Source organism: Virgisporangium aurantiacum (genome assembly GCF_016863635.1).
In the GTDB taxonomy this organism is placed as follows: Bacteria; Actinomycetota; Actinomycetes; order Mycobacteriales; family Micromonosporaceae; genus Virgisporangium; species Virgisporangium aurantiacum.
On the sequence record NZ_BOPG01000133.1, the window covers coordinates 1 to 24,341 of the forward strand.

At 68.6% G+C, this 24,341-nt stretch carries 14 protein-coding genes and 2 pseudogenes; 10 read left to right on the forward strand and 6 right to left on the reverse strand.

Annotated features, from left to right (window positions below; genetic code table 11):
* Window positions 1-84: 84 nt before the first annotated feature.
* The 4 genes and pseudogenes from Vau01_RS61670 to Vau01_RS64960 form a co-directional block, all read left to right on the forward strand.
* Window positions 85-285: pseudogene (locus Vau01_RS61670) on the forward strand (hypothetical protein); the annotation flags it as partial.
* Window positions 286-307: 22 nt separating this feature from the next.
* A pseudogene (locus Vau01_RS61675) lies at window positions 308-987 on the forward strand (cation efflux transmembrane domain-containing protein); the annotation flags it as partial.
* 151 nt (window positions 988-1,138) lie between these two features.
* Window positions 1,139-1,498: a cadmium resistance transporter gene (locus Vau01_RS64955; protein WP_275424068.1), complete on the forward strand. Its 360-nt coding sequence runs from the start codon at window positions 1,139-1,141 to the stop codon at window positions 1,496-1,498.
* Window positions 1,495-1,749 carry a cadmium resistance transporter gene (locus tag Vau01_RS64960; RefSeq protein ID WP_275424069.1) on the forward strand — a complete coding sequence of 85 codons (255 nt, stop codon included), beginning with the start codon at window positions 1,495-1,497 and terminating at the stop codon, window positions 1,747-1,749. Before Vau01_RS64955 ends, Vau01_RS64960 begins: the two co-directional genes overlap by 4 nt.
* Before the next feature lie 194 nt (window positions 1,750-1,943).
* On the opposite strand, the gene Vau01_RS61685 is transcribed toward Vau01_RS64960, so the two are convergent.
* Window positions 1,944-2,237, reverse strand: a complete 294-nt coding sequence (locus Vau01_RS61685; protein ID WP_204014508.1) for an alkylmercury lyase — start codon at window positions 2,235-2,237, stop codon at window positions 1,944-1,946.
* Between the two features lie 52 nt (window positions 2,238-2,289).
* Between Vau01_RS61685 and Vau01_RS61690 the strand changes: the two genes are divergently transcribed.
* The 3 genes from Vau01_RS61690 (at window position 2,290) to Vau01_RS61700 (ending at window position 4,087) form a co-directional block, all read left to right on the forward strand.
* On the forward strand, window positions 2,290-2,691 hold the full coding sequence (locus Vau01_RS61690) for a heavy metal-responsive transcriptional regulator (protein WP_204014511.1): 402 nt from the start codon (window positions 2,290-2,292) through the stop codon (window positions 2,689-2,691).
* Window positions 2,692-3,119: 428 nt separating this feature from the next.
* Window positions 3,120-3,365 carry a hypothetical protein gene (locus Vau01_RS61695; RefSeq protein WP_444546066.1) on the forward strand — a complete coding sequence of 82 codons (246 nt, stop codon included), beginning with the start codon at window positions 3,120-3,122 and terminating at the stop codon, window positions 3,363-3,365.
* A 44-nt stretch (window positions 3,366-3,409) separates the two neighbouring features.
* Entirely contained in the window at window positions 3,410-4,087 is a 678-nt protein-coding gene (locus tag Vau01_RS61700; protein ID WP_204014514.1) for a Clp protease N-terminal domain-containing protein, read from the forward strand.
* A gap of 16 nt (window positions 4,088-4,103) precedes the next feature.
* Here the strand turns inward: Vau01_RS61700 and Vau01_RS61705 are convergent, their stop codons facing one another.
* Window positions 4,104-5,066, reverse strand: a complete 963-nt coding sequence (locus Vau01_RS61705; RefSeq protein ID WP_204014517.1) for an aminoglycoside phosphotransferase family protein — start codon at window positions 5,064-5,066, stop codon at window positions 4,104-4,106.
* Between Vau01_RS61705 and Vau01_RS61710 the strand changes: the two genes are divergently transcribed.
* Window positions 5,065-5,952 (forward strand): Clp protease N-terminal domain-containing protein, encoded by an 888-nt coding sequence (locus Vau01_RS61710; protein WP_204014520.1) that lies wholly within the window; start codon window positions 5,065-5,067, stop codon window positions 5,950-5,952. The two genes, Vau01_RS61705 and Vau01_RS61710, sit on opposite strands and share 2 nt — an antisense overlap.
* 9 nt (window positions 5,953-5,961) lie before the next feature.
* Here Vau01_RS61710 and Vau01_RS61715 read toward each other — a convergent pair whose 3' ends face one another.
* Window positions 5,962-6,690 carry a sulfotransferase-like domain-containing protein gene (locus tag Vau01_RS61715; RefSeq protein ID WP_204014532.1) on the reverse strand — a complete coding sequence of 243 codons (729 nt, stop codon included), beginning with the start codon at window positions 6,688-6,690 and terminating at the stop codon, window positions 5,962-5,964.
* Between the two features lie 240 nt (window positions 6,691-6,930).
* Here Vau01_RS61715 and Vau01_RS64965 point away from each other — a divergent pair, with 240 nt between their 5' ends.
* Both Vau01_RS64965 and Vau01_RS61720 read left to right on the forward strand, forming a co-directional pair.
* Window positions 6,931-7,062 carry a hypothetical protein gene (locus Vau01_RS64965; RefSeq protein WP_275424070.1) on the forward strand — a complete coding sequence of 44 codons (132 nt, stop codon included), beginning with the start codon at window positions 6,931-6,933 and terminating at the stop codon, window positions 7,060-7,062.
* Window positions 7,059-18,161 carry a non-ribosomal peptide synthetase gene (locus Vau01_RS61720; protein ID WP_204014542.1) on the forward strand — a complete coding sequence of 3,701 codons (11,103 nt, stop codon included), beginning with the start codon at window positions 7,059-7,061 and terminating at the stop codon, window positions 18,159-18,161. The genes Vau01_RS64965 and Vau01_RS61720 overlap by 4 nt, the downstream gene beginning before the upstream one ends.
* Before the next feature lie 147 nt (window positions 18,162-18,308).
* On the opposite strand, the gene Vau01_RS61725 is transcribed toward Vau01_RS61720, so the two are convergent.
* From Vau01_RS61725 to Vau01_RS61735, 3 genes are all read right to left on the reverse strand, one after another.
* The gene (locus Vau01_RS61725; protein ID WP_204014545.1) at window positions 18,309-19,280 is read right to left on the reverse strand and encodes a hypothetical protein; all 972 of its coding nucleotides are present in this window, start codon (window positions 19,278-19,280) and stop codon (window positions 18,309-18,311) included.
* Between the two features lie 59 nt (window positions 19,281-19,339).
* On the reverse strand, window positions 19,340-20,002 hold the full coding sequence (locus Vau01_RS61730; protein WP_204014548.1) for a hypothetical protein: 663 nt from the start codon (window positions 20,000-20,002) through the stop codon (window positions 19,340-19,342).
* 321 nt (window positions 20,003-20,323) lie between these two features.
* Window positions 20,324-24,341 (reverse strand): non-ribosomal peptide synthetase (locus tag Vau01_RS61735; RefSeq protein WP_204014564.1); only part of this gene is annotated, 4,018 nt, incomplete at its 5' end.

A 24,341-nucleotide genomic window follows, 5' to 3' on the forward strand; every position in this document is an offset into this window, starting at 1 on the left:
CGCCGTTCGACCAGCACTCCGCCCGGAGGACGGCGCGAGCGACGACTACGAAGAGATGGACCTGTGAAGGTCCGCTTCCGACTGATGGCCTGCCTGCGCGACTGCCGGCTGGTCGACTACCACGTCGAGGGCCGGCAGTCGTTCTATGCCCTCACCCGCTCCGAACTGCTTGACCTGCTCACCGCCGCCGAGGGCGTGCTCGCCGCGACCGGCGCCGCCGTGGTGCTCTGCCCGGCCTACGGATCCGGCGAACCCGCCGCCGCGGTCGAGGCGGTGACCCGGTGACCCGGTGACCAGCCCACTCAATCTGACCGTGTCCCCGCACCGACGCGCGCAACTCAACCGCCGCAGCCTGCACCTGGCCTACGCGACCGCCGGATACAACCTCGTCGAAGGCGTCATCGCGGTCGCTGCCGGCGCGGCGGCGTCCTCCACCGCGCTACTCGGGTTCGGCCTGGACTCCTTTCGTCGAGGTGTCTAGCGCTGGTGGTGATCTGGCAGTTCCGCTCCCGGATCCCCGAGGCCCGCGAACGGCTCGCGCTGCGCCTGATCGCCGTTTCCTTCTTCACCCTCGCCGCCTGGGTCACCGTCGACGCCGCCCGCTTGCTGCTCGGCGCGGAACAGGCCGACACCTCCGTGGTTGGCATCGCCATCGCCGCGACCTCGGTCGTGGTCATGCCGCTGCTGGTCTGGGCGAAGCGGCGCACCGGCCGCGAACTCGGCTCCGCGACCGTGGTCGCCGACTCCATGCAGACCATGCTCTGCACCTACCGGTCGGTGATCGTGCTGGCCGGGTTGCTGCTCAACGCCACCCTCGGCTGGTGGTGGACCGACCCGGTCGCCCCGTTGGTCATCGCCGCCGTCGCCGTCCGCGAAGGCGTCGAGGCGTGGCGCGGCGAGCAATGCGACGACTGCGCCCTCCCCACTGCCGCCGGCAGCGGCGGCGACGCCGACGGGTGCGAGTGCGGCCCGGCTGCACCGACGCCTGCTGCACCGGCGACGAGCAAGCAGACCGATGACCACCCGGGCGGGCCGGTTGCATTCGGGCCGGTTCACGCCCGCCTCCGGCCCCGCAAGTCGCGCCCTAGGCTGTGATCTTCGCTGAAGGTCGCGGCCTGGCCGTGTCGGAGGGATCGGGATGGATCTGAGGTTGCTCGGTCAGGCCATGGGGATGTTCGCGGTGACCAACATCGACGACATCCTGATCCTGGCGTTGTTCTTCGGGCAGGCAGCCAGCGCCGGTGCCGGCCGGGCCGGGGCGATCCGCGTCGTGCTCGGGCAATACCTCGGCTTCATCGCGATCCTGGTCGCCGCGGTCGTCGGCGCGCTCGGCGCCGGCCTACTCCCTGAGTCCGTCGTCCCCTACCTGGGACTGCTGCCGCTGCTGCTCGGTCTGCGGGCGGCGTGGCAGGCCTGGCGCGACCACCGCAACGGCGACGACGACACCGACGATCCACCACGACCGGTGGGCCGGGCATTCTGCAGGTCGCCGCGGTGACCCTGGCCAACGGCGGCGACAACATCGGCGTGTACGTGCCGGTCTTCACCGTCGCCGGCACGAGCGGCATGGTGATCTACGTGTCCGTGTTCCTGATCGGCGTCGGCTTGTGGTGCGCCGCAGGCCGGTACTTCGCCACCCGGCCGGTCATCGCCAAGGCACTATCGCGGTGGGGTCACGTACTGCTGCCCGTGGTACTCATCGGCATCGGCCTACTCATCCTCATCGAAGGCGGCGCCTTCGGCCTGTGAACCCCACTCGACAAGGGCGGAACCGGGCCTAACAATCTCGGCACCGGGAGGCGGGTGCCAACTCACGAACACGAGAACCGGTGGAATCGTTCTGGGCCCCAAGGTCACCGGCATCTGGGACCCCAACTCATGACCGAAGTCACGGAGTGGTACAGATCGGGCGGTGCACCGACGCAGCCTGGCCGGGCATGCAGTCAGTGTTGGGCGGGCGATCGAGGTGGTGGCGGCTGCGGTTGCGACAGCGCTTGCCGTAGAGCGGAGCGGATCTGTTCGCGGGTGGGCAGGTCGAGCCGGCAGCCGGCTGGCCCGGTGCCGGTACCGCCCATGACGTCGGCGCCGTTAATCAGGACGGTCGGGGATGGATAGTCGCCAGCCGTCTGGACGACCCCGTCGGTGGGCAGCCGGAGGTCGGCGAGCGCGTCATGTAGCGCCTGCTGGGCAAGGGCGAGGTTGGGACACTCCGGAACGGTTCGCAGCTCGATCAACACCTGATCATCATGAACCCTGTACCCCGCTTCAGGGTCAAGGCATGCTGGGGGTATGCGGGTCGGGGAGGTGGCAGCGGCCACCGGGGTCACCGTTGAGGCGTTGCGTTTCTACGAGCGCCGGGGTCTGCTGCCGGCGCCGGCGCGGACACCGGGCGGCTACCGCAACTACCCACCGGCGGCCGTGGCGGCTGTCCGGTTCATCCGCCACACGCAGCAACTCGGATTCAGCCTCGACGACATCGCCGGCATGCTGTACCTGGCCGCGGGTGGCCCAGACAACTGCGACACCGTCCGCGACCTTGCCCAGGCCAAGATCGACCATGTCGCGGCGAAGATCAGTCAGCTCACGGCGATCCGGGACGCGCTGAGTGACCTCGTCACCACCTGCCAGCGACCCCGATCTGAGCGGCAGTGCCCGCTGTTGGCCGAGGAACCATTCGCATCCTCCGATTGATCGACGGCCTCATTTCGGCGGCGAACCATCCCAGCAGTCGTTCGGTTGGCAGGTATGTCGCTGACGGCGCCGACGCCCCAGTGACCGGATGATCGGCAGCCGGGGTAGGACCGACAGCGGCCCGGCACGGCGGCGGCCGACAGACCGCAGCCGGCGCAGATGAACACCTCGGGCGTGGAGCCGAGTTCGGCGACCTTGCCGGCGGGCAGGTCCCGGTCACAGCAGCCGCAGTGCTGCAGATCCGCCCGCCCAGCAGTGTCGTTGGATGCGGTCGTCGTCCGCTCCATCCAGCAGCGCCACCAGGCGGCCAATGATGGAAAACGTAGCGCAGGCGGAGGCTACCGCTGTGGCGATGTGAGCCGCCTGGTCGCCAAGATCGATCGTCAAGGAAATTTGACGACCGCAGCCCGTCAAGCTACTTTGACGATGTGGGTGTCGATGTCGAGGAGAGCAAACGACTCATGGACGCCAGCACGAGTACCGATCCGGAAGTGGGGCTGACTGCCGTGGTGGCGTTGCGGCAGCTGGTGGAGGTGCTCGAACAGCTGCAGGTCGACAACGCCCGCGCGCAGGGCTGGTCGTTGCGCGACATCGCCCGCCGGCTCGGGGTGACCAAGCAGGCGGTGCACTACAAGCACGGGCTGCGGCTCCGCGACCGGGCGGAAAAGTCGTGACTCGGCACCGGATCCGCTATCGGATCGGTCGACTGTTGTGGGCCATGGTCGGTGACGACCGGATCGGCGCCGTGTACGACCGGTTCGACGCGGACGCCCGCGAAGTGATGCGGCTGGCCAACATCGAACGCCGCCAGCTGGGCCATCCGGGGCTGGCCGACGAGCACATCCTGCTCGGGTTGCTCCGCCACGGCGCAAGCTCGGCTGCCGCCCTGCTGCACGCCCATGGCCTGGATCTGGAAACCGTCCGCGCCGAACTGGTCACCGTCGGACCCACCCTCGCTCCGAAAGCCGATCCGGCTACCGCGTTGCGCGCGCTGGGTATCGACATCGACCAGGTCCGCCAGCGGCTGCAGGCAACCTTCGGCAGTGGCGCGGTGCTGGCTGCCGAGCGGCGCGTCCGGCGTCGACCGTGGTGGCGGGGCGGACACTCTCGGCCTACCCCGCTATGCGTGTACCTGCTGGCCAAGCGGGCTTTGCACTTTGCCGGCGACCATGCCGCCGACCGCGGCGACACCCATGTCACGCCGCAGCACCTCCTCTATGGCCTGCTCTACGACGCGCAGGATCCGCTCGGGACCGAACTCGGACGGCGTGGCCGCGCCACCCTGGCCGCCCTCGGTTGGGTCCCCGGCCGACCCAACCCGCTGCGGCTGCTCCTGCAGACCCGCGGCGTCGACCTGGCCCGCCTGGCCACCGACGTCAGCGGTCAACCGCGATAGCAGGTGGACGGACGTGTCACGGAGCGATGCCGACGGCGACTTCGCCGAGGGTGGGGTGGTCGATGGATTCCTGGACGCAGCGGGCGAACAGCCACTGGGTCAGTCGATTGGGGTCGAGGTCGAGCAGGTCCGCGATGCGGCGGGAAAAGCCGACCGGGTCCGCATGAAGGCGTTCGTCGCAGTTGAGCATGTGCTGTAGCGCGTCGTAGGTGGGGTCGCCGACGTAGGGCTTGGGGTCGATGACCAGCCACGGTTCGCGTTCGGCGGCGAGAATGTTCCCGGCGTGCAGGTCGGTGCACAGCAATACCTGCCGGTCCGCGGTGGCGGGAAGAGTCCGGAGCAGCTCGATCCCGGTCCGGGCCAGGCCCGGATCGAGCGCGCCGGGCGCGTCGTTAACGCGCTCGAACTCGACCGCCCACGCGTCACACATCTCTTGCAGCGGCCGGAAGCCGCGACCACCGACCGGGGCCTGCCACAGCCGGTGCAGCAGGCCGGCGACGATGAGGTCCTGGTCCGGTTCGAGCCGTGCCTGGCCGAGGGGTGTGCCGGGGTAGCAGCGTTCCAGCAGCAGAACATCCGTGGCCTCGCCACCAGCGTGGTCATGGAGCAGCACCGCCCCGTTGCCGGCCCACGCCCGAAGGCCGTCGGCCTCGTGGATGGCCTCGTCGTGTGACCAGGCCACCTTGAGCACCAGGTCTCGCCCCGCCGGGTCGCGGACCGGGGCAACCCAAGCGCACCGGCCGCCGGGTCGGTAGGGCGATCCGACGTCGAGTGACCATCGGTCGGCGTACTTGGCCACCATGTGCGGCAGCGTGGCCAGCCACGCCTCACGCTGCGGCGACCCGTCGGCGAGCACACTGTCGACCAGGTTCTCCGGCAGAGAAAAGCCCGTCACACGACTCATGATGCCCTGCGCCACCGCACCGCATTGACAACATAACGTTGTCGCGCGAGGTTCGACAACGTAATGTTGTCGCATGGCTCTTGCGCCACCACCGTCGACCGGCTTCGCCGAACTCGTCACTCAGGTCCACGACCGCGCCAGCACGCCCGACCCGGTCGGCCTGCTCGACGCCGCGGTCGCCATCAGCGCCGAACGGGCCGCCGACGCCGACCGCCTCCTGGACCACTTCGTCACCCATGCGCGCAGTGCCGGCCTGTCCTGGACCGACATCGGCACCCGCCTCGGTGTGTCGAAACAAGCAGCCCGGCAACGCTTCGCCGACATCACCACACCGGCCCGCGCCCTGTCCTTCACCGCCCAGACCGCACCCCGGCTGCGGGCCTGCCTTGACCAGGCGGGCGACGACGCCCGTGCCGACGGCGCAGCCGAAATCGGCACCCATCACCTGCTCGGCGGCCTGCTCGCCGAAGGCGTCGCCGCCGCAATCCTGGAACGCCTCGGCATCCGCGCCGATCAGATCCGCGCCGCCTCACACAAGCTGTTCGGCCCACCCGCCACGACACCCGGCGACGGCATTCCGCCCATGTCCGCCGAGGCCACCTGCGCGCTGAACGCCGCCGCGCACCACGCCGCCGCAAACGACACCGGCTCCAGTCCACCCGAGGTCGGCACCGAACATCTGCTCGCCGTCCTCGCGCTGGACCCCGGCAGCCGCGCCCGCCGCGTCCTCAACGACCTTCACGTCGACATCGCCGCCGTCAAAGGCGAACTACAGCGCCACATCACCGTCAACCCCACCCGGCCGACCCGCTGGTGGAAACGCCGACCGCCGGCTCCCCACTGCTGCACCTTCTGCGGTCAAGCCGCCGGCCCCGAACAACTCGTCAACGGCCCGGACGTCACCATCTGCCGCGCGTGCGTCGCGCTGGCGGCCGACATTCTCACCGCGCGCCAAACCTGAAACGCATTGCTACAACATGTATCCCTGAAGCTCCGCGTAAACCTTCTCAGCGCGCCGGACCACGTCGGCTTCCTCCGGCCGGATGTCGACGTGACCGGCGGGTTCAGGCGGAATGATTCGGGTGCTGGTCTCCAGGGTCCGATGCCACTTCGCCTGCGACTCGCGCTCGTGCGGGGCCCAGGCACGGATGCGTCCATCGGGCCACGACAGCATCCGGCTGTCGAAGTCGACCCCGATCCGCTCGCAGTAGCGACGAAGCTGAACCTCGGGCGCTTCGCGGAAGCGGTCGCCCTCGACGACGACCGGCTCCTGGCTCAGGTCCTCCACCACGTGGCGCAGAAGCCGGGCGAGCGGCTCGAATCCGAACTCCTCCTCGGTGAAGTCGGGCTTGAGGCCGCGCAACGACCGGAGGACGACCCTGGGCCGCCGGACGATGAACGTGTTCGTGGCGGCGGCAAGGAACTCGTCAGGCACGTACGGTTCGGCCTGAAACGCCAGATCCTTGACGAATACCAACGGGGCGGCACAACCGTAGATCTCGTCGATCGCCGCGGCAGGGCCGTAGCCCAGACGGTCCGGCTGCCGGCCATATCGACGCGACCTGGCGTTCTCGCTGAAGTAGTAGCAGTCGGTGAAGGGCTCGTGAACTATCCGCGTGGAAGGTCGTCGAGAGAAGGCCTTCTCGAACGCCGTCGACACAGACCGGGGCGCCGCCCATAGCACGACCACCCGGCCCACTCGGTGACCGCCGGCCGGGCCAGGGGATGTGCCCGCTCCCGCCGGATCCAGGGGACGCCGACCTCGCGAAGGATTCACGACAACACCGCTGTCTGGCCGAGAAGCACCGCACTGCCATTTACTTTCTTCGACGGAGCCTATAGTTCGCCTGTCCCGCCGGGCAACGATCGCGCTCAAGTACGTCACAGGAAATCCTGTTACCACTAGACGGCCGGCATCGGACGCGCGACGATGAGGCAGGTGGACGAGCGCGAGGTCGGCGGCACCGAACGCAGCATGTCCGGCGCCGCTGACGCGAAGATCGACGGGGGCGAACAAAAGGCCGCTCCCCCGGCCATTCTGCGCCAACGTCCAGGATGCACCGAGCGATGACGACCGCAGAGTTTCTCGCGCAGTTGAAGGAGCTCGGCGTCGACATTCAGCTCGGCGACGGCGAGCGCGCACGCGTCCTCGCACCGAAAGGCGTGCTTACACCGGATCTACGACTGCAGCTGACGGAGCGGCGCGAAGAGATCCTGCAGTTCCTGCGCGCGTCGACGACCCGCTCTCCCGGGCGCATCGTGCGGACATCACGGGATGGCCCGCTTCCGGCATCCCACGCCCAGGAGCGGTTGTGGTTCCTGCACCAGCTTGAGCCCGACAACACGGGCTACCACGTCCCGTTGACTCTGCGCGTGGCCGGCCGGCTCGACACCGCGGCGCTGCGTCGCAGCATCGACGAGATCGTGGCGCGGCACGAGGCGCTACGCACCACGTTCAGCGTGGTCGACGAGAGGCCACGACAGGTGATCGGCCCGCCTGGCGTCCAGCCGCTGGCCGTCGTCGACCTCGGTCACCTGGACGCGGCCGCCGCCTTCGCACAGGCCCAGCGGGTTGTGACCGATCACGTCGCTGAACCGTTCGACCTGAGCCGTGGACCGTTGCTCCGCGTCAGCCTGATTCGCCTCAGCGCCGACGATCACGTACTGAGCCTGGTGATGCACCACATCGCGGCCGACGAATGGTCAGCCGGCATCATCCGTCGCGAGTTGTCGGCGCTCTACGACGCCTACCGCAACGACCGGCCCTCGCCCCTTCCACCGCAGGCCATCCAGTACGCCGACTATTCCGCGTGGCAGCGAGACTCCCGACACGACGGCCAGCGGGACGACCAGCTTCGCTACTGGCAGCGTCATCTCGCCGGCCTTCAACCGCTGCAGTTGCCGGCCGATCGTCCATCGACCGCCGCGAGCCAGGCCGGAGCGGTGACACTGTTCGAGATACCGGCGGACGTGGTCACCAGACTGCGGGCCGTATCCCGCCAGCACCGGGTGACGATGTTCATGCTGCTGTTGGCGGCCTTCAAGGCCCTGCTGGCCCGATACACGGCGCAGACGGACATCGCCGTCGGAGTCCCGGTTGCCGGCCGCGACAGCGAGCAGGCCGTCGACCTTGTCGGGCTCTTCGTGAACACCCTGGTGATGCGGACGGACCTGTCCGGAGACCCGACATTCGAGCAGGTGCTGGAGCGGACACGCCGCACGGCCGTGGACGCCTACGCGAACGCAGACGTCCCCTTCGAACGGGTGGTCGAGCACGTGGCGCCGGCCCGGAACGCCGGGCGGACACCCCTGATCGACGTCATGTTCAACCTCGAACAGGAACCCGATCCGGGGACTCCGGACGCCCTCATCCAGGACTGCTCGTTCCCTGTGACCGCGGTCTCGGCGAAGTTCGACCTGTCTCTGACCGTGAACCTGACTGCCGGCGACGGCCCGGCCCACGCCGGTCTGACGTATCGGACCGACAGCTTCGATCCGGCCACCGTCGAACGCATGGTCACGCACCTGCTGACCCTGCTGTCCGCTGTCACGGTCGACCCCGGTCGGCGGATCAGCGAGCTGCCCCTGCTCGGGCGGGCCGAGCGGGAACGGTTGACCGCGTGGGGAACAGCGCCGGCACCGCCGTCAACGCCGCTCGCACCGGCGATGATCGCCGACCGCGCGGCGGCACTGGCCGACCTGCCGGCCGTCGTCGCGGACGATGCTGTGCTGAGCTATGGGGAGTTGGACCGGGCCGCGAACCGGCTGGCGCATCGACTGCGCGAGCTCGGTGTGGGTCCGGACACGGTGGTGGGCGTCTGCGCGGCCCGCTCGGCGCGTCTGATCGTCGGGCTTCTGGGCGTGTGGCGGGCGGGTGGCGCCTATCTGCCGTTGGACGCCGACTACCCCGCGCCGCGACTCACCTACATGCTCGCCGACAGCGGGGCCCGTGTCCTGATCGGTGACGACCATGCCGCGGCCTTGCGCGAGTCCGTCACCGCGCAGGACATGACCTTCGTGGCACTGGACGATCCGCACGCCGGGCATCCGGACGCACCGCCATCGATTCCCGTACATGATCACAACCTGGCGTACCTGATCTACACGTCCGGCTCGACCGGGACACCGAAGGGCGTCATGATCCCGCATCGGGCCCTGGCCGGCTACCTCGCCGCCGTCTTCGAGATGCTGCGGCTGCCCCACGACGCATCCGTCGCCCTCTCCCAGCCGGTCGCCTTCGACGCCTCGGTGACCACACTGTTCGGTTCGCTGACCCGCGGCGGCGTTCTGCACGTCCTGGACGCCACCATGATGCGCGACGCGGCGGCACTGAGCCGGCACCTACGCGGCGCACCCGTGGACTTTGTCAAGATCCCGCCGTCGCACCTTCGCGCGCTGCAGATCGAGGCCGGCGCCACCGTGCTGACGCCTGGCCACACACTCATGCTCGGCGGCGAACCCGCTCCCGCCCGCTGGGTGGCCGGGCTCCTGGACGATCTGTCGACCACCCAGGTGGTCAACCACTACGGACCGACCGAAGCAACCGTCGGCGTCACCATGACCGCACCGCTGACGCCGGCGGCGCTCACCGACCGGACCAACGCCCCACTCGGCACTCCCCTGCCCGGCAACCGGCTGTACGTGCTGGACCAGAATCTCCACCTGGCCCCGATCGGCGTGCCCGGCGAGCTGTACATCGGAGGCCCGCAGTTGGCGCGGGGCTACCACGATCGGCCGGACGTGACCGCTCAGAGGTTCGTCGCCGACCCGTACGCGCGGGACGGAACCCGGTGCTACCGCACGGGCGACATGGTGCGCTGGCTACCCGACGGCAATCTGGAGTTCCTCGGCCGGGTCGACACGCAGGTGAAGATCCGCGGCGTCCGCGTCGAACTCGGTGAGATCGAAGCCCACCTCATGACTCATTCCGCCGTCGGCCAGGCCGCCGTGGCGCGCGTCGACGACCGCCTCGTCGCGTACATCGTGCCGGTGTCCGATGCTTCCCCACCGACACCGGCGGATCTGCGCAGCCATCTCGCCGTCACCGTGCCGCCGGGCCTCATCCCGGGCGTGTTCCTCACACTTGCCGCCCTGCCCCTCAAACCCAACGGCAAGGTCGATCGTGACGCGCTTCCCGCGCCGCCATCCCATCCGGAGCCCGGCGCCGGGCAGGAGCCACCACGGACACCCACCGAACGGGCCCTCGCCGCCATCTTCAGTGAGGTTCTGCATGTCGCCGACGTCGGGCGGGATGACGACTTCTTCGCGCTGGGCGGACATTCCCTGCAGGCAACCCGCGTCGTCAGCCGCGTCCACGACCGGCTTCAGGTCGATCTCACGCTGGCCGCGCTGTTCACCACCCCGACACTGGCCGGCCTTGCCGGAACCATCGACAACACCGCCGGCCGGCGGCTTCGCCGCCCGCCGGTGACCCCGGTCCCCCGCGACCGCCCGATACCCCTGGCCTTCGCCCAGCAGCGGCTGTGGTTCCTCAGCCAGCTCGACCCTGATGGCGTCGGCTACAACTCACCGCGCGCGTATGGCCTGCGAGGCCCACTCGACGCGACCTGCCTGCGGGACGCGCTCACCGAAATCGTCGCCCGGCACGAGGTTCTCCGTACGAACATCTCCGCCCCCGACGGGGTGGCGCACCAGCACATCCACCCCGCGACACCGGTCGACCTGCCCGCGCACGACCTGTCGCACCTACCGGGCACCGAGGCGGCGGCCGAAGCGCACCGGCTCATCTCCGCGGACGCGGGGCTCCCGTTCGACCTCGGCCGGCAGCCGCTGTTGCGTACGAGGCTCATCCGGCTGGGTCCCGACCACCATGTGCTCGGCGTGACAACGCACCACATCGTCTCCGACGACTGGTCGGTGCGCCTGTTCCTGGGCGAACTCAGCGCGCTCTACACAGCCTTCCGGGCCGGCCGGCCGTCGCCGCTCCCCGCGCTGCCGGTCCAGTACGCCGACTACGCCGTCTGGCAGCGGACCTGGCTGAACGGTGACGCCCTTGAGGAACAACTGAGGCACTGGCGCGAGCGGCTCGACGATCTCGCGCCGCTGGAACTTGTCACCGACCGGCCCCGCCCCGCTCTGCGTGACCCCACCGCGGCCACGGTCGCGTTCACGGTCGCGCGCGACGTCGCCGCCGCGCTCCGCACTGTCGGCCGGCGAGCCGGCGCGACGATGTTCATGACGGTGCTCACGGCGTTCCAGGCGCTTCTGTCGCGTCACACCGGACGGGACGACATCGCTGTCGGCACGACGATCGCTGGCCGGACAACGCCGCAGATTGAGCAGTTGATCGGCTTCTTCGCGAACACCCTCGTGATGCGGACCGATCTGTCCGGCGATCCGCCGTTCCCGGAGTTGCTCGAACGCGTCCGGCAGGTGGCGCTGGCCGCGTACGCGCATCAGGATGTGCCGTTCGAGCAGCTCGTGGAGCACCTTCAACCGGCCCGCGACCTGTCCCGCACCCCGCTGTTCCAGGTGATGTTCAACTTCGCCGACCGGGCGGACGGGCCGCTCGCCGACCTGGAGCCCGGGGTGACGTCGATCGACGGATTCCCGCTGGACTTCACCACGGCCCATTTCGACCTGTCGCTCAACGTGGTCGACTGCGGTGATCATCTCGACTGCGTGCTGGAGTACAGCTCGGCGCTCTTCGCCGAGTCGTCGATGAACCGCCTCGCCGGCCACTACTCCACCCTGCTGTCCGACATCGCAGCGGACTCCTCACGCCGGCTGTCCGAGCTGGCGCTCGTCTCACCGGCACAGGCGCGGCGGGACCTGTTCCACCCGTCGCCCAGGCCCGACCCGCCGGGAGCCGGGAACGTTCCGGAGATCATCGCGACGCGGGCAGCGAAGCACCCGGACCGGGCCGCTGTCATGCTCGACGGCACCACGCTGACATATCGGCAACTCGACCGCGACGCGAACCGACTCGCCCACCGGCTACGGACCCTGGGTGTCGGTGCCGAGACGGTTGTCGCCGTCTGCCTCGACCGCAGCCTGGACTCGGCGGTGAGCCTGTTGGCGATCCTGAAGGCCGGCGGTATCTACCTGCCACTGGACCCGAACTACCCGGTCGACCGGCTCCGGACAGTGCTGGCCGACTCGGCCACCCGGGTGGTCGTCACCCGCGGGCGGCTCGTCGCCCGGATACCGCCCGGTGACGCCGCCGTGGTGCAGGTCGACGACGCGGCAACGGCGCAGTTCCCGGACCACGACCCAGCGGTCGGGATCAAGGCGGACCAGCTCGCCTACATCATCTACACCTCGGGTTCCTCGGGAATGCCGAAGGGCGTCGGCGTTTCCCACCGGTCGCTGACCGACCGCCTGTTCGACATCTGCGAACAGTACGAACTGACGCCGGCCGACCGGATGCTGCAGTTCGCCGCGCACAGCTTCGACGGCTCGATCAAACAGACGCTCGCACCTCTGGTGGTGGGAGCGACGGTCGTGCTCCGCGGCGAGCAGATGTGGGACGCCGCCGACTTCCCGTCGATCATGGCCGAGACCGGTGTCACCGTCGCGAACATCCCGCCGAGCTTCTTCCATCAGGTGGCTGAACTGCCCGCTGGCGCGTGGAGCGCGGGAGCCGGGAACGCGCTGAGACTGATCATCCCTGGCGGCGACGCGCTGAGCTCCCGATCGGTCCGCCGGTGGTTCGCCGCGGCGCCTACCGGCGTGCGCTTCCTGAATGCGTACGGGCCCACCGAGACGACGATCAACTCGACGCACTACGAGGTGACCTCTAGCGGCCACGCCGACGTCGCCACCGGCACCATGCCCATCGGCCGGCCGTCACCTTATGACGTCTGCTACGTGGTGGATCGGTGGTTGCGGCCGGTGCCGGTAGGCGTGCCCGGAGAGCTGTACATCGGCGGCATCGGCGTCGCCCGCGGATACATCAACCGACCCGACCTCACCGCCCACCGCTTCATCGCCGACCCATTCACCACCAACGGCACCCGCCTCTACCGCACCGGCGACCGCGTCCGCTGGCGCAGCGACGGCAACCTCGAATACCTCGGACGACTCGACAACCAACTAAAAATCCGCGGCTACCGCATCGAACCCGCCGAAATCGAAGCCGCCCTCACCGACCACCCCACCATCACCGCCGCCATCGTCACAGCCCGCCCCGACCCCCACGGCCACCCCCGCCTCACCGCCTGGATCACCACATCCACCACCACCGACATCACCCAACTACGCCAACACCTCACCAACCGCCTACCCGCCCACATGATCCCGGCCGTGTACATCCCCGTGCCCGCACTGCCGCTGACCAGCACCGGCAAGGTCGACCGGCGGGCGTTGCCCGACCCGGCCACGAACAGGGCACTGCCCGAGACGACGTTCGTACCACCACGCACGGACGCCGAGCGCATCCTCGCCGACATCTGGGGACAGCTGCTCGGCGTCGAACGCATCGGAGCCAACGACAACTTCTTCGACCTCGGTGGCGACTCCATCGTCAGCATCCAGGTGATCGCCCGTGCCCGCGACGCCAGGCTGACCCTCACCACCAGGGATGTTTTCGCGACCCAGACCCTGGCCACGCTCGCCGCGGCCGCGTCGCGCCAGCCCACCCCCGAACCACTGCCCCAGGATCCCGTCACCGGCCCGGTTCCGCTGACCCCCATCCACGCCTGGTACCTGCGCCACTACCGGCAGCGCGACCCGGAGGCCGGCCCCGGGCTGCTGACCCAGGCAGCGATACTCGCCACACCACCCAGCCTGACCGTCGACCAGTTGACTCGGATCGCGCAGGCCCTGACCGACCACCACGACGCGCTGCGCCTGCGGCTGGAACCCGGCCCCGACGGAGAACTCACCGAGCACATCCTGCCACCGGGACCGGGGCACTCGGCCGTCGTCGTCGCTCCCCCAGCCGACGCCGAGCGCCGGGATGACGCGTTGCGGCAACTCGCCCCCGCCGTCTACGCCCGGATCGACCCGGTGCGCGGGCCACTCGTCGCACTCGGACTGCTGCCTGACGCCGACGGTGGTCCAGGGCACCTGCTGATCGTCATCCACCACCTGGCCGTGGACGTGGTGTCCTGGTCGATCCTCTTCGAGCATCTCGATCTCGCTCACCGCGAGGTGAGCGCTGACCGACCGGTCCGGCTCCCCCGGAAGACCGTTTCCTACCAGACGTGGGCGCAGCGCATCCGCGAGCGGGAGGCGGTCGCCGCCGCGCCCGGACGGCCGGCCGCTCCGCTCCCCGTCGACGATCCGAACGGCGAAGACACCCACGCCTCCGCCCGCCAACACAGCGCATACCTGGATGCCGAACACACCCAGCAGCTCCTCGGCCCCGCGAACACGGCCTACCGCACCCGCGCCAACGACCTGCTGCTCTCCGCGCTCGCCCGAACCATCGCAGCCTGGACAGGCCAACCTGGAGCGCACGTCACGGTCGAAAACCACGGCCGGGACACGGTGGCGGACCTGGACGTGTCGGCCACGGTCGGCTGGTTCACCGCCCTGCGGCCGGTCTGGTTGCCCGCCAATCCCACCGAGGCACCCACCGCGACGCTCAAGGCGGTCAAGGAGATCCTCCGCCAACCATCGCCCCGGCTGGACGCCGACGACAGCGGTCGTCCCCGGATCGCGTTCAACTACCTCGGCCAACTCGGACCGGGCACTCCTGACCGCGACCGGTCGTTCCAACCGGTTCCCGGCCCGGTGCTGCGTCCGCCACTACCGGACGGGCATCGCCCACACGCGCTCACGTTCGAAGTCGCGGTCGAAAACCGGCAACTCCGCGTGAGCGTCAGCTACTCGGCCAACCGTCACCACGAGACCACGATCATCGGCCTCGTCGAGAGATACCTCGCCGCACTCACCGAGCTGCTGACCGTCTGCGCCGATGCGGGCAGCCACGGACGGACACCGTCGGACTTCCCGCTGGCCGGCCTCACCCAGGAAGATGTCGACCGGCTCACCGCGACGCACCCGAACCCGGAGGACGCCTACCCACTTAGCCCCACCCAACGGGGCCTGCTCTTCCACACGCTCTACCAGCCCGGTGCCGGGATGTACCTCGAGCAGCTCACGCTCACCATCCACGGCTCCCTCGACGCCGCCGCCTACACCGACGCCTGGCAGCAGGCCGCAGCCCGGCACCCGGTGCTGCGCTCGGCGATCGCCTGGCAGGACCTGCCCACTCCGCTGCACGTCGTACACAGCGACGCAGCGGTGCCCATCCGCATCGAGGACTGGCGCGGGGATCCCGGCGAACGCCTGCGGCACCGCCTCACCACCTTCCTCGACCGGGACCGCGCACAGGACTTCGACCTCGGCCAACCGCCGCTCCTGCGCATCGCGATGATCCACATCGGCGCCGACGAGCACCTCATCGTGATCACCCATCACCACCTGATCCTCGACGGCTGGAGCGTCCCCCTCCTCCTGGACGACGTCACGACCCTCTACCGGGCCCGCCTCGACGGCGTGGCGGCCCACCTGCCGGCCCGGCCGCCCTACCGCGACTACCTCGCCTGGCTCGCCGACCAGGACACCGCCGACGCCGACACCTACTGGCGTCGGACCCTGCACGGCATCACCGAACCCACCCCGTCACCCGGCGGAGCGGACCTCAGTACCGCTGTCGATGACGGCGGATACGAACGCGTCCGCCTCACCCTGACCCCGCCGGTGTCGGCCGCGATCAGACTCTTCGCGCGCCGGCACCGGTTCACCGTGAACACCGTGGTCCGTGCCGCCTGGGCCCTCCTCCTGCACCAGTACAGCGGCCACGACCGGGTCATGTTCGGCGCGACCGTCGCCGGCCGCCCGCCCGACCTGCCGGGTGTGGAGGACATCATCGGCATGTTCATCAACACGATCCCGGTGGTCGCCGACCTACGCACTGGCCCGACCGTCGTGGAACTGCTGCAAGCGTTGCAGGATCAGCAGTCGCGGCAGACCGCCCACCAGCACGTTCCGCCGGACAGCATCCAGGGACAAAGCGATATACCGCGTGGCACTCCTCTGTTCCAGACCATCGTCGTCTACGAGAACTACCCATCGCCGGAGTTGACGGACACCGCAGGCATCCGACTCGCGCCGGAATGCCGGGTGCCCATCGATCAGGACCGTCACCCCTTCGCCCGCAACCACTACCCGCTCACCCTCGCGGTGACCGCCGACCAGGATCCGACGCTGTCGCTGTCGTTCGAACGGCGCTGGCTCGACCGGCGTGCCGCCCAGCGGATGCTCGCTCACGTAGGCCACCTGCTCGAGAGCATGGCCGCCGATCCAGACCGCCCGGTCGTGCTCCTGCCCACGGTCAGCCCCGCCGAGCACCGCCAACTTCTGGCGCGACTCGACAGCGCCGACGCGGTCGCCACCCTCCGGCCTGTCCACGAAACCATCACCCGAATCGCAGCCCGGCACGCCGACCACCCAGCCGTCATCGACGGCGAACAGGTGCTCACCTACCGGGGACTCGACAACCGGGCCAACCGTCTCGCCCACCGGCTGCACGCGCACGGCGTCTGTGCGGAGACCACCGCCGCGGTGCTGCTCAGCCGGGGCCGCCATCTCGCGACCGCCTTCCTCGCCACTCTCAAAGCGGGCGCGGTGTACCTCCCCGTCGACCCCGATGAACCCGTGCACCGGCTCACCGGCATCCTCGCCGACGCTCAACCGGGCGTCATCATCACCGACGCCGACACCGCCGACGCGCTGCCGGCGGGCCCGGCAGCGACAGCTCCGATCATCGTCGTCGACGACCTCGACCATGCCGACGACCCGGACATCGTGCCGTCGGTTGCCCTCCACCCGGACAACCTTGCGTACCTGGTCTACACATCCGGATCGACCGGGCGACCGAAGCCGGCGGGCCTCACCCACGCCGGCCTGACCAACCTCGCCGCGGCACAGCATGCGACCTTCGCTCTCGGTCCCGATGAACGGGTTCTGCTGTTCGCCAGCCCGGGATTCGATGCGTCGATCTGGGAACTGGTCATGGCCCTGACAACCGGAGCGACGCTGATCACCCCAACTCCGCAGGCCCGGCAGGACCCGACCGCGCTCGCCGCGGAGACGAACGCCCACCGCGTCACGATCGCGACGCTGCCACCCTCGCTGCTGGGCTCCGCCCGGGCCGCGCAGTTCACCGGCCTGAGAACCGTCATCTCTGCCGGCGAGCAGTTGCCGTCACACGCGGCCACGGAATGGAGCGACGGACGTCGTCTGGTCAACGCCTACGGGCCGACCGAAACCACTGTCTGTGCCACCCTCTCCCCCATCTCGTCTGCCGAGCCGGAAACCCGTCCGGCCATCGGCGCACCGATCATGAACACCCGGGTGCTGGTGCTGGATCGGTGGTTGCGGCCGGTGCCGGTAGGCGTGCCCGGAGAGCTGTACATCGGCGGCATCGGCGTCGCCCGCGGATACATCAACCGACCCGACCTCACCGCCCACCGCTTCATCGCCGACCCATTCACCACCAACGGCACCCGCCTCTACCGCACCGGCGACCGCGTCCGCTGGCGCAGCGACGGCAACCTCGAATACCTCGGACGACTCGACAACCAACTAAAAATCCGCGGCTACCGCATCGAACCCGCCGAAATCGAAGCCGCCCTCACCGACCACCCCACCATCACCGCCGCCATCGTCACAGCCCGCCCCGACCCCCACGGCCACCCCCGCCTCACCGCCTGGATCACCACATCCACCACCACCGACATCACCCAACTACGCCAACACCTCACCAACCGCCTACCCGCCCACATGATCCCCGCGGCCTGGCAGTTCCTTGACCGGTTCCCGTTGACACCCAACGGAAAGATCAACTATTCGGCTCTTCCGGAGCCGGACGCCACGAGCGGATCGGCTGCGCCGACCTACGTCGCGCCGGCGACGGCCGCCGAGGAGCTGCTGGCGCGCGTCTGGTCGGAGGTCCTGCAGGTGGACCGGGTCGGCGCGGACGACGACTTCTTCGCCCTCGGCGGCCATTCGGTCGCCGCCATCCAGGTCGCGGCGCGGTTGCAGGCAACGGCCGGGGTAGAGCTCAACCTGCGTGATCTCTTCGACACCCCGACGTTGCGTGCGTGCGCGGCGCTGCTGGAAGAGGCGCTTGTCGAGCGGATCCAGCGGCTGTCGGAGGACGAGGTGCAGCGCCTCCTCGACTCCGGCGAAATGTGAATCAACCCCGGGTATGTCGGCGTAGCGGTCATGCCGGAGACGTCCCAGCCGATCCCACCAGCGACAGTGCAGATCGGGCTTGCTCGCCTACCTGCACCAGGCCGCGGACGAGCTGCTTAACGCGGGCGAAGGCACAGCGTCCACAAATCAAAACAACTGGTTTTCATCAATCCCACCTGAGCGCAGGTCCTTCTTGAGCGCCGTGAACCGCTCGTCTCTCAGCCGCCGAAGTTCTTCGAGGGAAGCCGTGCAGCCCAGATCACGAATGTGGCGAATAAAGTTTTCGTCACTATTGACGAGGTCTCTAGATGAACCGACTGTGCTGAACGCCAGCGTGCTGGTTGCGAACCGGCGGGTCAACTCCATGCCCGCATGATACGCACGGTACGGACGCGCCGTCTTCGAGAAAAGTAGGTTCTCTGGGTAGTCGACGCCGTCGAGATAGTAGGTCAGAAACATTCCATCGTCGAACATCTCGCACCGGAACCACGGCAGATCAGCGTAGAAGTAGACAAGTGTCCGAACTGAGTCCCTGATGTCGAACAAGATGGCGAGAGACACGAAAATGTTGGTGCGAAGGTCGTTGACCGCTTCCTGAATGGAGTCGGACGTGATCAGTGTGTGCGCTTCTCGTAAGGCTAGCTGGGCATGCGCCACGAGGTATTCATCGGCACGCGGGTCGAGCATGCAAATTCGCACTTGATCAAGTCGGCGGAACTCTCGACGGTGTCTGCCCATGGCAAGCCGAAAGCTCGTGAATTCGGCAGCACTGCTCTTGACGTCATATCTGGTGGATCCGGACAACAGTTCTACGAAGGCCTCCCGAAACGCGGGTTTGGGCACCTTGGCCGACTCGAAAACGGCAACGGGCAGCGCCGCTTCGAACCGCTGCTGAAACTGCTCGTTGGCAATATCGATTGCGTGTATCGCAGTCTCGCGCATTTGTAGTCGTTGCCGCACTGGATCCGCGAACAGGGAGATTAGCACATAAACGATAACCGACGCGACAGTACCCTGACCAACCCCCCGCAGAGTTTCCGCCCAAGGTGTCTTGTCAACAATGGTGTAGCTCGCGTATATCAGCGCCGAACCGCTGGCGGCGGCAACCATCACCGTCACTAACGCCCAGAGTCGGGAATACTTTGCAAAAACCTTATTTTCGCTGCGACTGAAGCGTTCTATGCTGGAAGGTGATCGAGGACCTGCCAAAGATAGTCCTCCAATTCGGGCAGTGGAATTGGATCTGTAAGCAGTTCTTCAGGTCTAGGCCGGTCCGCCGGAAATATGACGGTGGTGTCTGTCAGAAGATCCGGGCCTTGCAGGACGACCGTCACAACTTGATCTTCCGCCGGCCGTGCCTCGTGCAGACACGAGTGCCTGAGCAGGTAAGAATCTCCAGCGCCATAGCGCCGCTCGCTTGACTGGAGTATGTCACAGCGGGGACCCTGACGATAGACGTACTTATGGCGCGATATCCGCCGACACTCAGACATCTTCCAAGCGCCGCTACCAAAGCCAACAACGTGGTGCTGTCGCTCGACCAAAGCCCCGGCAAGGACACGCGACGCGAAATCCCAACTGTGGTTATGCACGTCCGTGACCCGCGCCGCCCCAGACCAAAAGTGAATCCGCAACGCCCAATGACCGACGTCGCCAAGCAGGCGGATCTTGGCGAACCCGTTCGGGTGATGGTAGGCAAGGATCTCGCCGTCTTGGCCCTTCAGGGAGTCGATGAGATGTGAGCGCAGCATGCCTGAATCGACCAGTCTGTCGAGCGTGGCCCGTATGTCTTGATCCGCTCGAATAGCATCCGAAATCGCCTCGGCTAGCTCAACGCCCATGATCGTCCTGTTCCGGCAAGGAGAGTCTGTCCAGCGCTGATGTCTCGGCCCTTGACTACGAGTCTGTTTCGATGCCGAGGCTACGTCGCAACTGCAAGCATGCTATACGCCACCATCGGGAAAATCATGGCGGGTACGCGACCGGGCTGGCGTTTCGCGAGTCGGGTCGGACGATGGAGGTTGGAGTCGAGTTGGATGCGCGCCGGATCTCGGCACTGCCGCAACCGTGTGGCCATCCGCCCTGGTCCCGAACCCGTGCTGGCGCTCGAGGTCAACGACAGCTCGCGACGTCACGACCAAGCCGGCGCCGCCTTCACCGCCTCAGTCACCCTGTGCCGCGTCTGTCAACCGGTGCGCGAGGAACCGGGCAACCTCGGCCACCCGCTCCTCGTCGGCGATGATCGAGTAGTGGTCGGCGTCGACGGTCACGACGTCGAGGCCGCCGGCGACGACCTTGCGCCATTGCGCGACGGAGTTGGTCGCGTCGTCGGCCGGAACGATGATCGTCGCCTCCCCCGAATATCTCCGGAACCGGTAGCGCAACAGGGCGTGGTGGATCGCGCTGACGATCTTCAGACGACGCAGGACGAACGACCGGTCGATGCTCTCCGGCGGTCCGAACAGCTCCGGCTCGCAGAACGTCCTCAACTCGTCGGCGAGCTGCTCGTCGTCGATGGATCCACGGTTGCCGGCGTCGAGACCGGCGATCACCGGATCCAGTCTGCCGAGGAATCCGCGCAGCCGCCGGTCGGACCGGTGCGACCGGCGCCGGGCCGGGCTTGGCGCGATGAGCTGCAGATCGACCCGCTCGCCGTCGCCACGCAGCAGGTGCGCCATCTCGAAGGCGACGACCGCGCCCATGGAGTAGCCGGAGATGACGTACGGGCCGTTCGGTTGCACGATGCGCACCGTGCGCAGGTAGCTGGCGGCCATGTCTTCGATGCTGGTCAGGATCTCGTCATCGCCTTCCAGGCCGCGCGCCTGCAGACCGATGACGCCCTGCCCGTCCGCCATCTGCGTGGCCAGGCCGTTGTAGCAGAACGCGGTGCCACCGCCGGGATGGACGCAGAACAGAGCGGGGCTCCGCCGCCCCGGCCTGAGTAGGACCAGCGGCACCAGGTCGTGCTGCGGACCGACGCTCAGTTCGCCGTGCGCGATCGCGTCGACGGCTTCGGCAAGCTCGCGGAGCGTCGGGTGTTCGAACAGGGTGACCAACGCGAGTTCCAGCCTGAAGGCGGTCCGGACACGCGCGACGACCTGGGTGGCGAGCAGGGAGTGTCCGCCAAGGTCGAAGAAGTTGTCGTCGGCGTAGACCTCGGTCAGCGCGAGGACGTCGCACCAGATTCCTGCCAGCACCTTCTCGGTGGGGCGTTCGGGCTTCGGGCGATCCGGATCAGCGCTTCGGCCGGCAATTGGTAGCCGGGCGAGGACCGTCCGGTCCAGTTTGCCGGCGGTCGTGAGCGGCAGCCGCTCCATGCCGATGAACACCGCGGGAACCATCGGCGCGGGAAGCCGGTCGGCGAGGAACCGACGAAGCTCTCCGGCGGCGGCGAGCTGCTGCTCCGGACGGGGTACCAGGTACGCCGCGAGACGTGGCGAGCCGGTCGAGCGGTCGAGCGTGACCCCGGCCTCGGCGATCGCGGGGTGGCCACGTAGCGCCGTCTCGACTTCGGCCGGTTCGATCCGATGGCCGCGGACCTTCAGCTGCGCGTCGAGGCGGCCGAGGAACTCGAGCTGGCCGTCGCGGCGCCATCGGGCGCGGTCGCCGGTGCGGTAGAGCCGCGAGCCGTCGTCGGCCATCGGGTTGGCCACGAAGCGTTCGGCGGTCAGCGCCGGCGCACCGAGGTATCCGCGGGCCACGCCGGTGCCGCCGATGTACAACTCGCCCGGCGTGCCGGCCGGCACCGGTTGCGCACTGTCGTCCAGGACATAGCAGACGCTACCGGCGAGCGGGGTGCCGAGTGGCGCGACCGCCGGGTCGTCCGGGCCCGGCGTCGGGTCGACGCGCCAGGTTGCCACGCCGACCGTCGTCTCCGTCGGTCCGTAGTGGTTGTGGACCTCGCCACCGGACACCGTGGCCGCTAACTGACGGGCCCAGCCCAGCGGGGCCGGTTCGCCGCCGAGGATCAGTGCGCGGCGGGGAAGCACGTCTCCGGCTCCGGCCGCCTGCGTCAGTCCGGCAAGGTGGGTCGGCACGAGCTTCAGGTAGTCGAGCGGACGCGTCGCGAGGTACTGCGCCAGCCGACATCCATCCACGATGAGGTCCTCGTCGAGAAGATCGACCATCCCTCCGGTCGCCAGTGCGGGGAACAGCATCGTGACGCCGAAGTCCACCGTCGATGACTGGGCGAGCCCGTACCGGGCCCCGGATACGAGGTCGAACCGCTGCCGCACCGCTGCCACGTAGGCGGCGAGCGCGCCGCGGGTGACCACCACGCCCTTGGGGACTCCGGTGGAACCGGAGGTGTACAACACGTACGCCGCGTTCGACGGCAGGCCCGTCGCGGCCGGTGCTACGCCATCCGTTTCCTCGAGCGTTTCGTCGAGGCAGACCACCGCGAGCGGGCCGGCCGGCAGCCGATCGAGCACCGTGCTGTCGGTCAGCAGCACGCTGACCCGCGCACCGTCGATCATCGCGGCGAGGCGGGGCAGCGGCTCGTCGGGCGCCAACGGGAGGTAGGCACCACCGGCCTTCATGACCGCGAGCATCGCCACGATCAGCTCCGCCCGTCGCGGCAGGCACACACCGACCACCGACTCCGGCCGCACGCCCAGGGTCCGGAGGTGGTGGGCGAGCTGGTTGGCGCGGCGATCCAGATCCGCGTAGGTCAACTGTTCGCCGGCGGCGACGACGGCCACCGCGTCCGGAACACGGGCGGCCTGGTCGGCGATCAGGTCCGGCACGGCGGGCGACGGTTCGACCGCTGGCAGACCGGCCCATGCCACGAGCTGACGGCGTTCCGGCGCCGCGAGCACGGGGATCTGTGACACCGGCGTGTCGGGCGAAGCGACCACTCCGGCGAGAAGGCGTTGCAGGGCCGAGCTGAGCCACTCCACCGTGGAGCGGTCGAACAGGGCGGTGCCGTACTCGATGACGCCCCATAGTCCGTCCTCGGTCTCGACGAGGCGCAACCGCACGTCGAACTTGACCGTGACGACGCAGGGCGACATGGCCGTCAGGGTGAGCCCGCCCAGCCGCAGCGGTGGGATCTGTCCGGCGGACTCGAAGTTGAAGATAGCCTGGAACAGCGGCGTACGGCTGCGGTCGCGCTCGGGTGCAAGTTCCTCGACGAGGCGTTCGAACGGCAGGTCCTGGTGCGCGTAGGCGTTGATCGCCGTGTCACGTACCCGGTGCAGCAACTCGACGAAGGTGGGATCGCCGGACAGGTCGGCACGGAGTACCAGGGTGTTGACGAAGAAGCCGATGAGGTCCTCGGTGTCGGTTCGCGTCCGGTCCGCGACGGGCACACCGACGGCGATGTCGCGCTGTCCTGCCCAGCGACCGAGCAGCGCCTGATAGGCGGCGAGCAACGTCATGAACATCGTGACGCCGTGCCCCTGGTTCAACGTCCGCAGGCCACGCGTGACGTCCCGGGAGATGGTGAACTCCACGGCCGCGCCGGCCGAGCTGCGCACCGCCGGTCGTGGCCGGTCGGTGGGAAGTTCCAGCGGAGTCAGGGCGTCCAGCTCCCGTCGCCAGAAGGCCAGATGCTCGTCGAGCAGGTCCCCGCGCAGACAGTCCCGTTGCCAGACGGCGAAGTCGGCGTACTGGACCGGCAGCGCCGGCAACGGAGAGTCCTCACCGCGCCGATACGCCTCGTACAGCGCCGAGAGCTCGCGCCACAGCACGCCGGCGGACCATTCGTCGCAGACGATGTGGTGCATGGTCAGGCACAGCACGTAGTCGGCCCGCCCGAGGCGCAGCAGGTTCGCCCGCAGCAGTGGGCCGCGCGCGAGGTCGAACGGGCATTCGGCGTCCTGTTCGATGAACTGTTGAGTCTGCGCGAAGGCATCCGCCGTCGGCAGCCCGGACAGGTCGGACAGCGGCAGGGGCAGCGGCCGCGCCTGGCCAATCACCTGCCGCGGTTCGCCGTCGATGGCGACGAACGTGGTGCGTAGTACCTCGTGGCGCGTGTAGACCTCACTGAGCGCGCGCTCGAGCGCAATCACATCCAGTGGACCGAAGAACCGCTGGACGCTCTGCACGTTGTACTCGGGGCTGTCCGGTTCGAGCTGGTCGAGGAACCACAGCCGTTGCTGTGCGAACGATACGGGTAGTGGTCTGTCTCGCGGAACCGGTGTGATCGGAGGCAGGGCGACCCGCGCGGTGGTGGCGTCG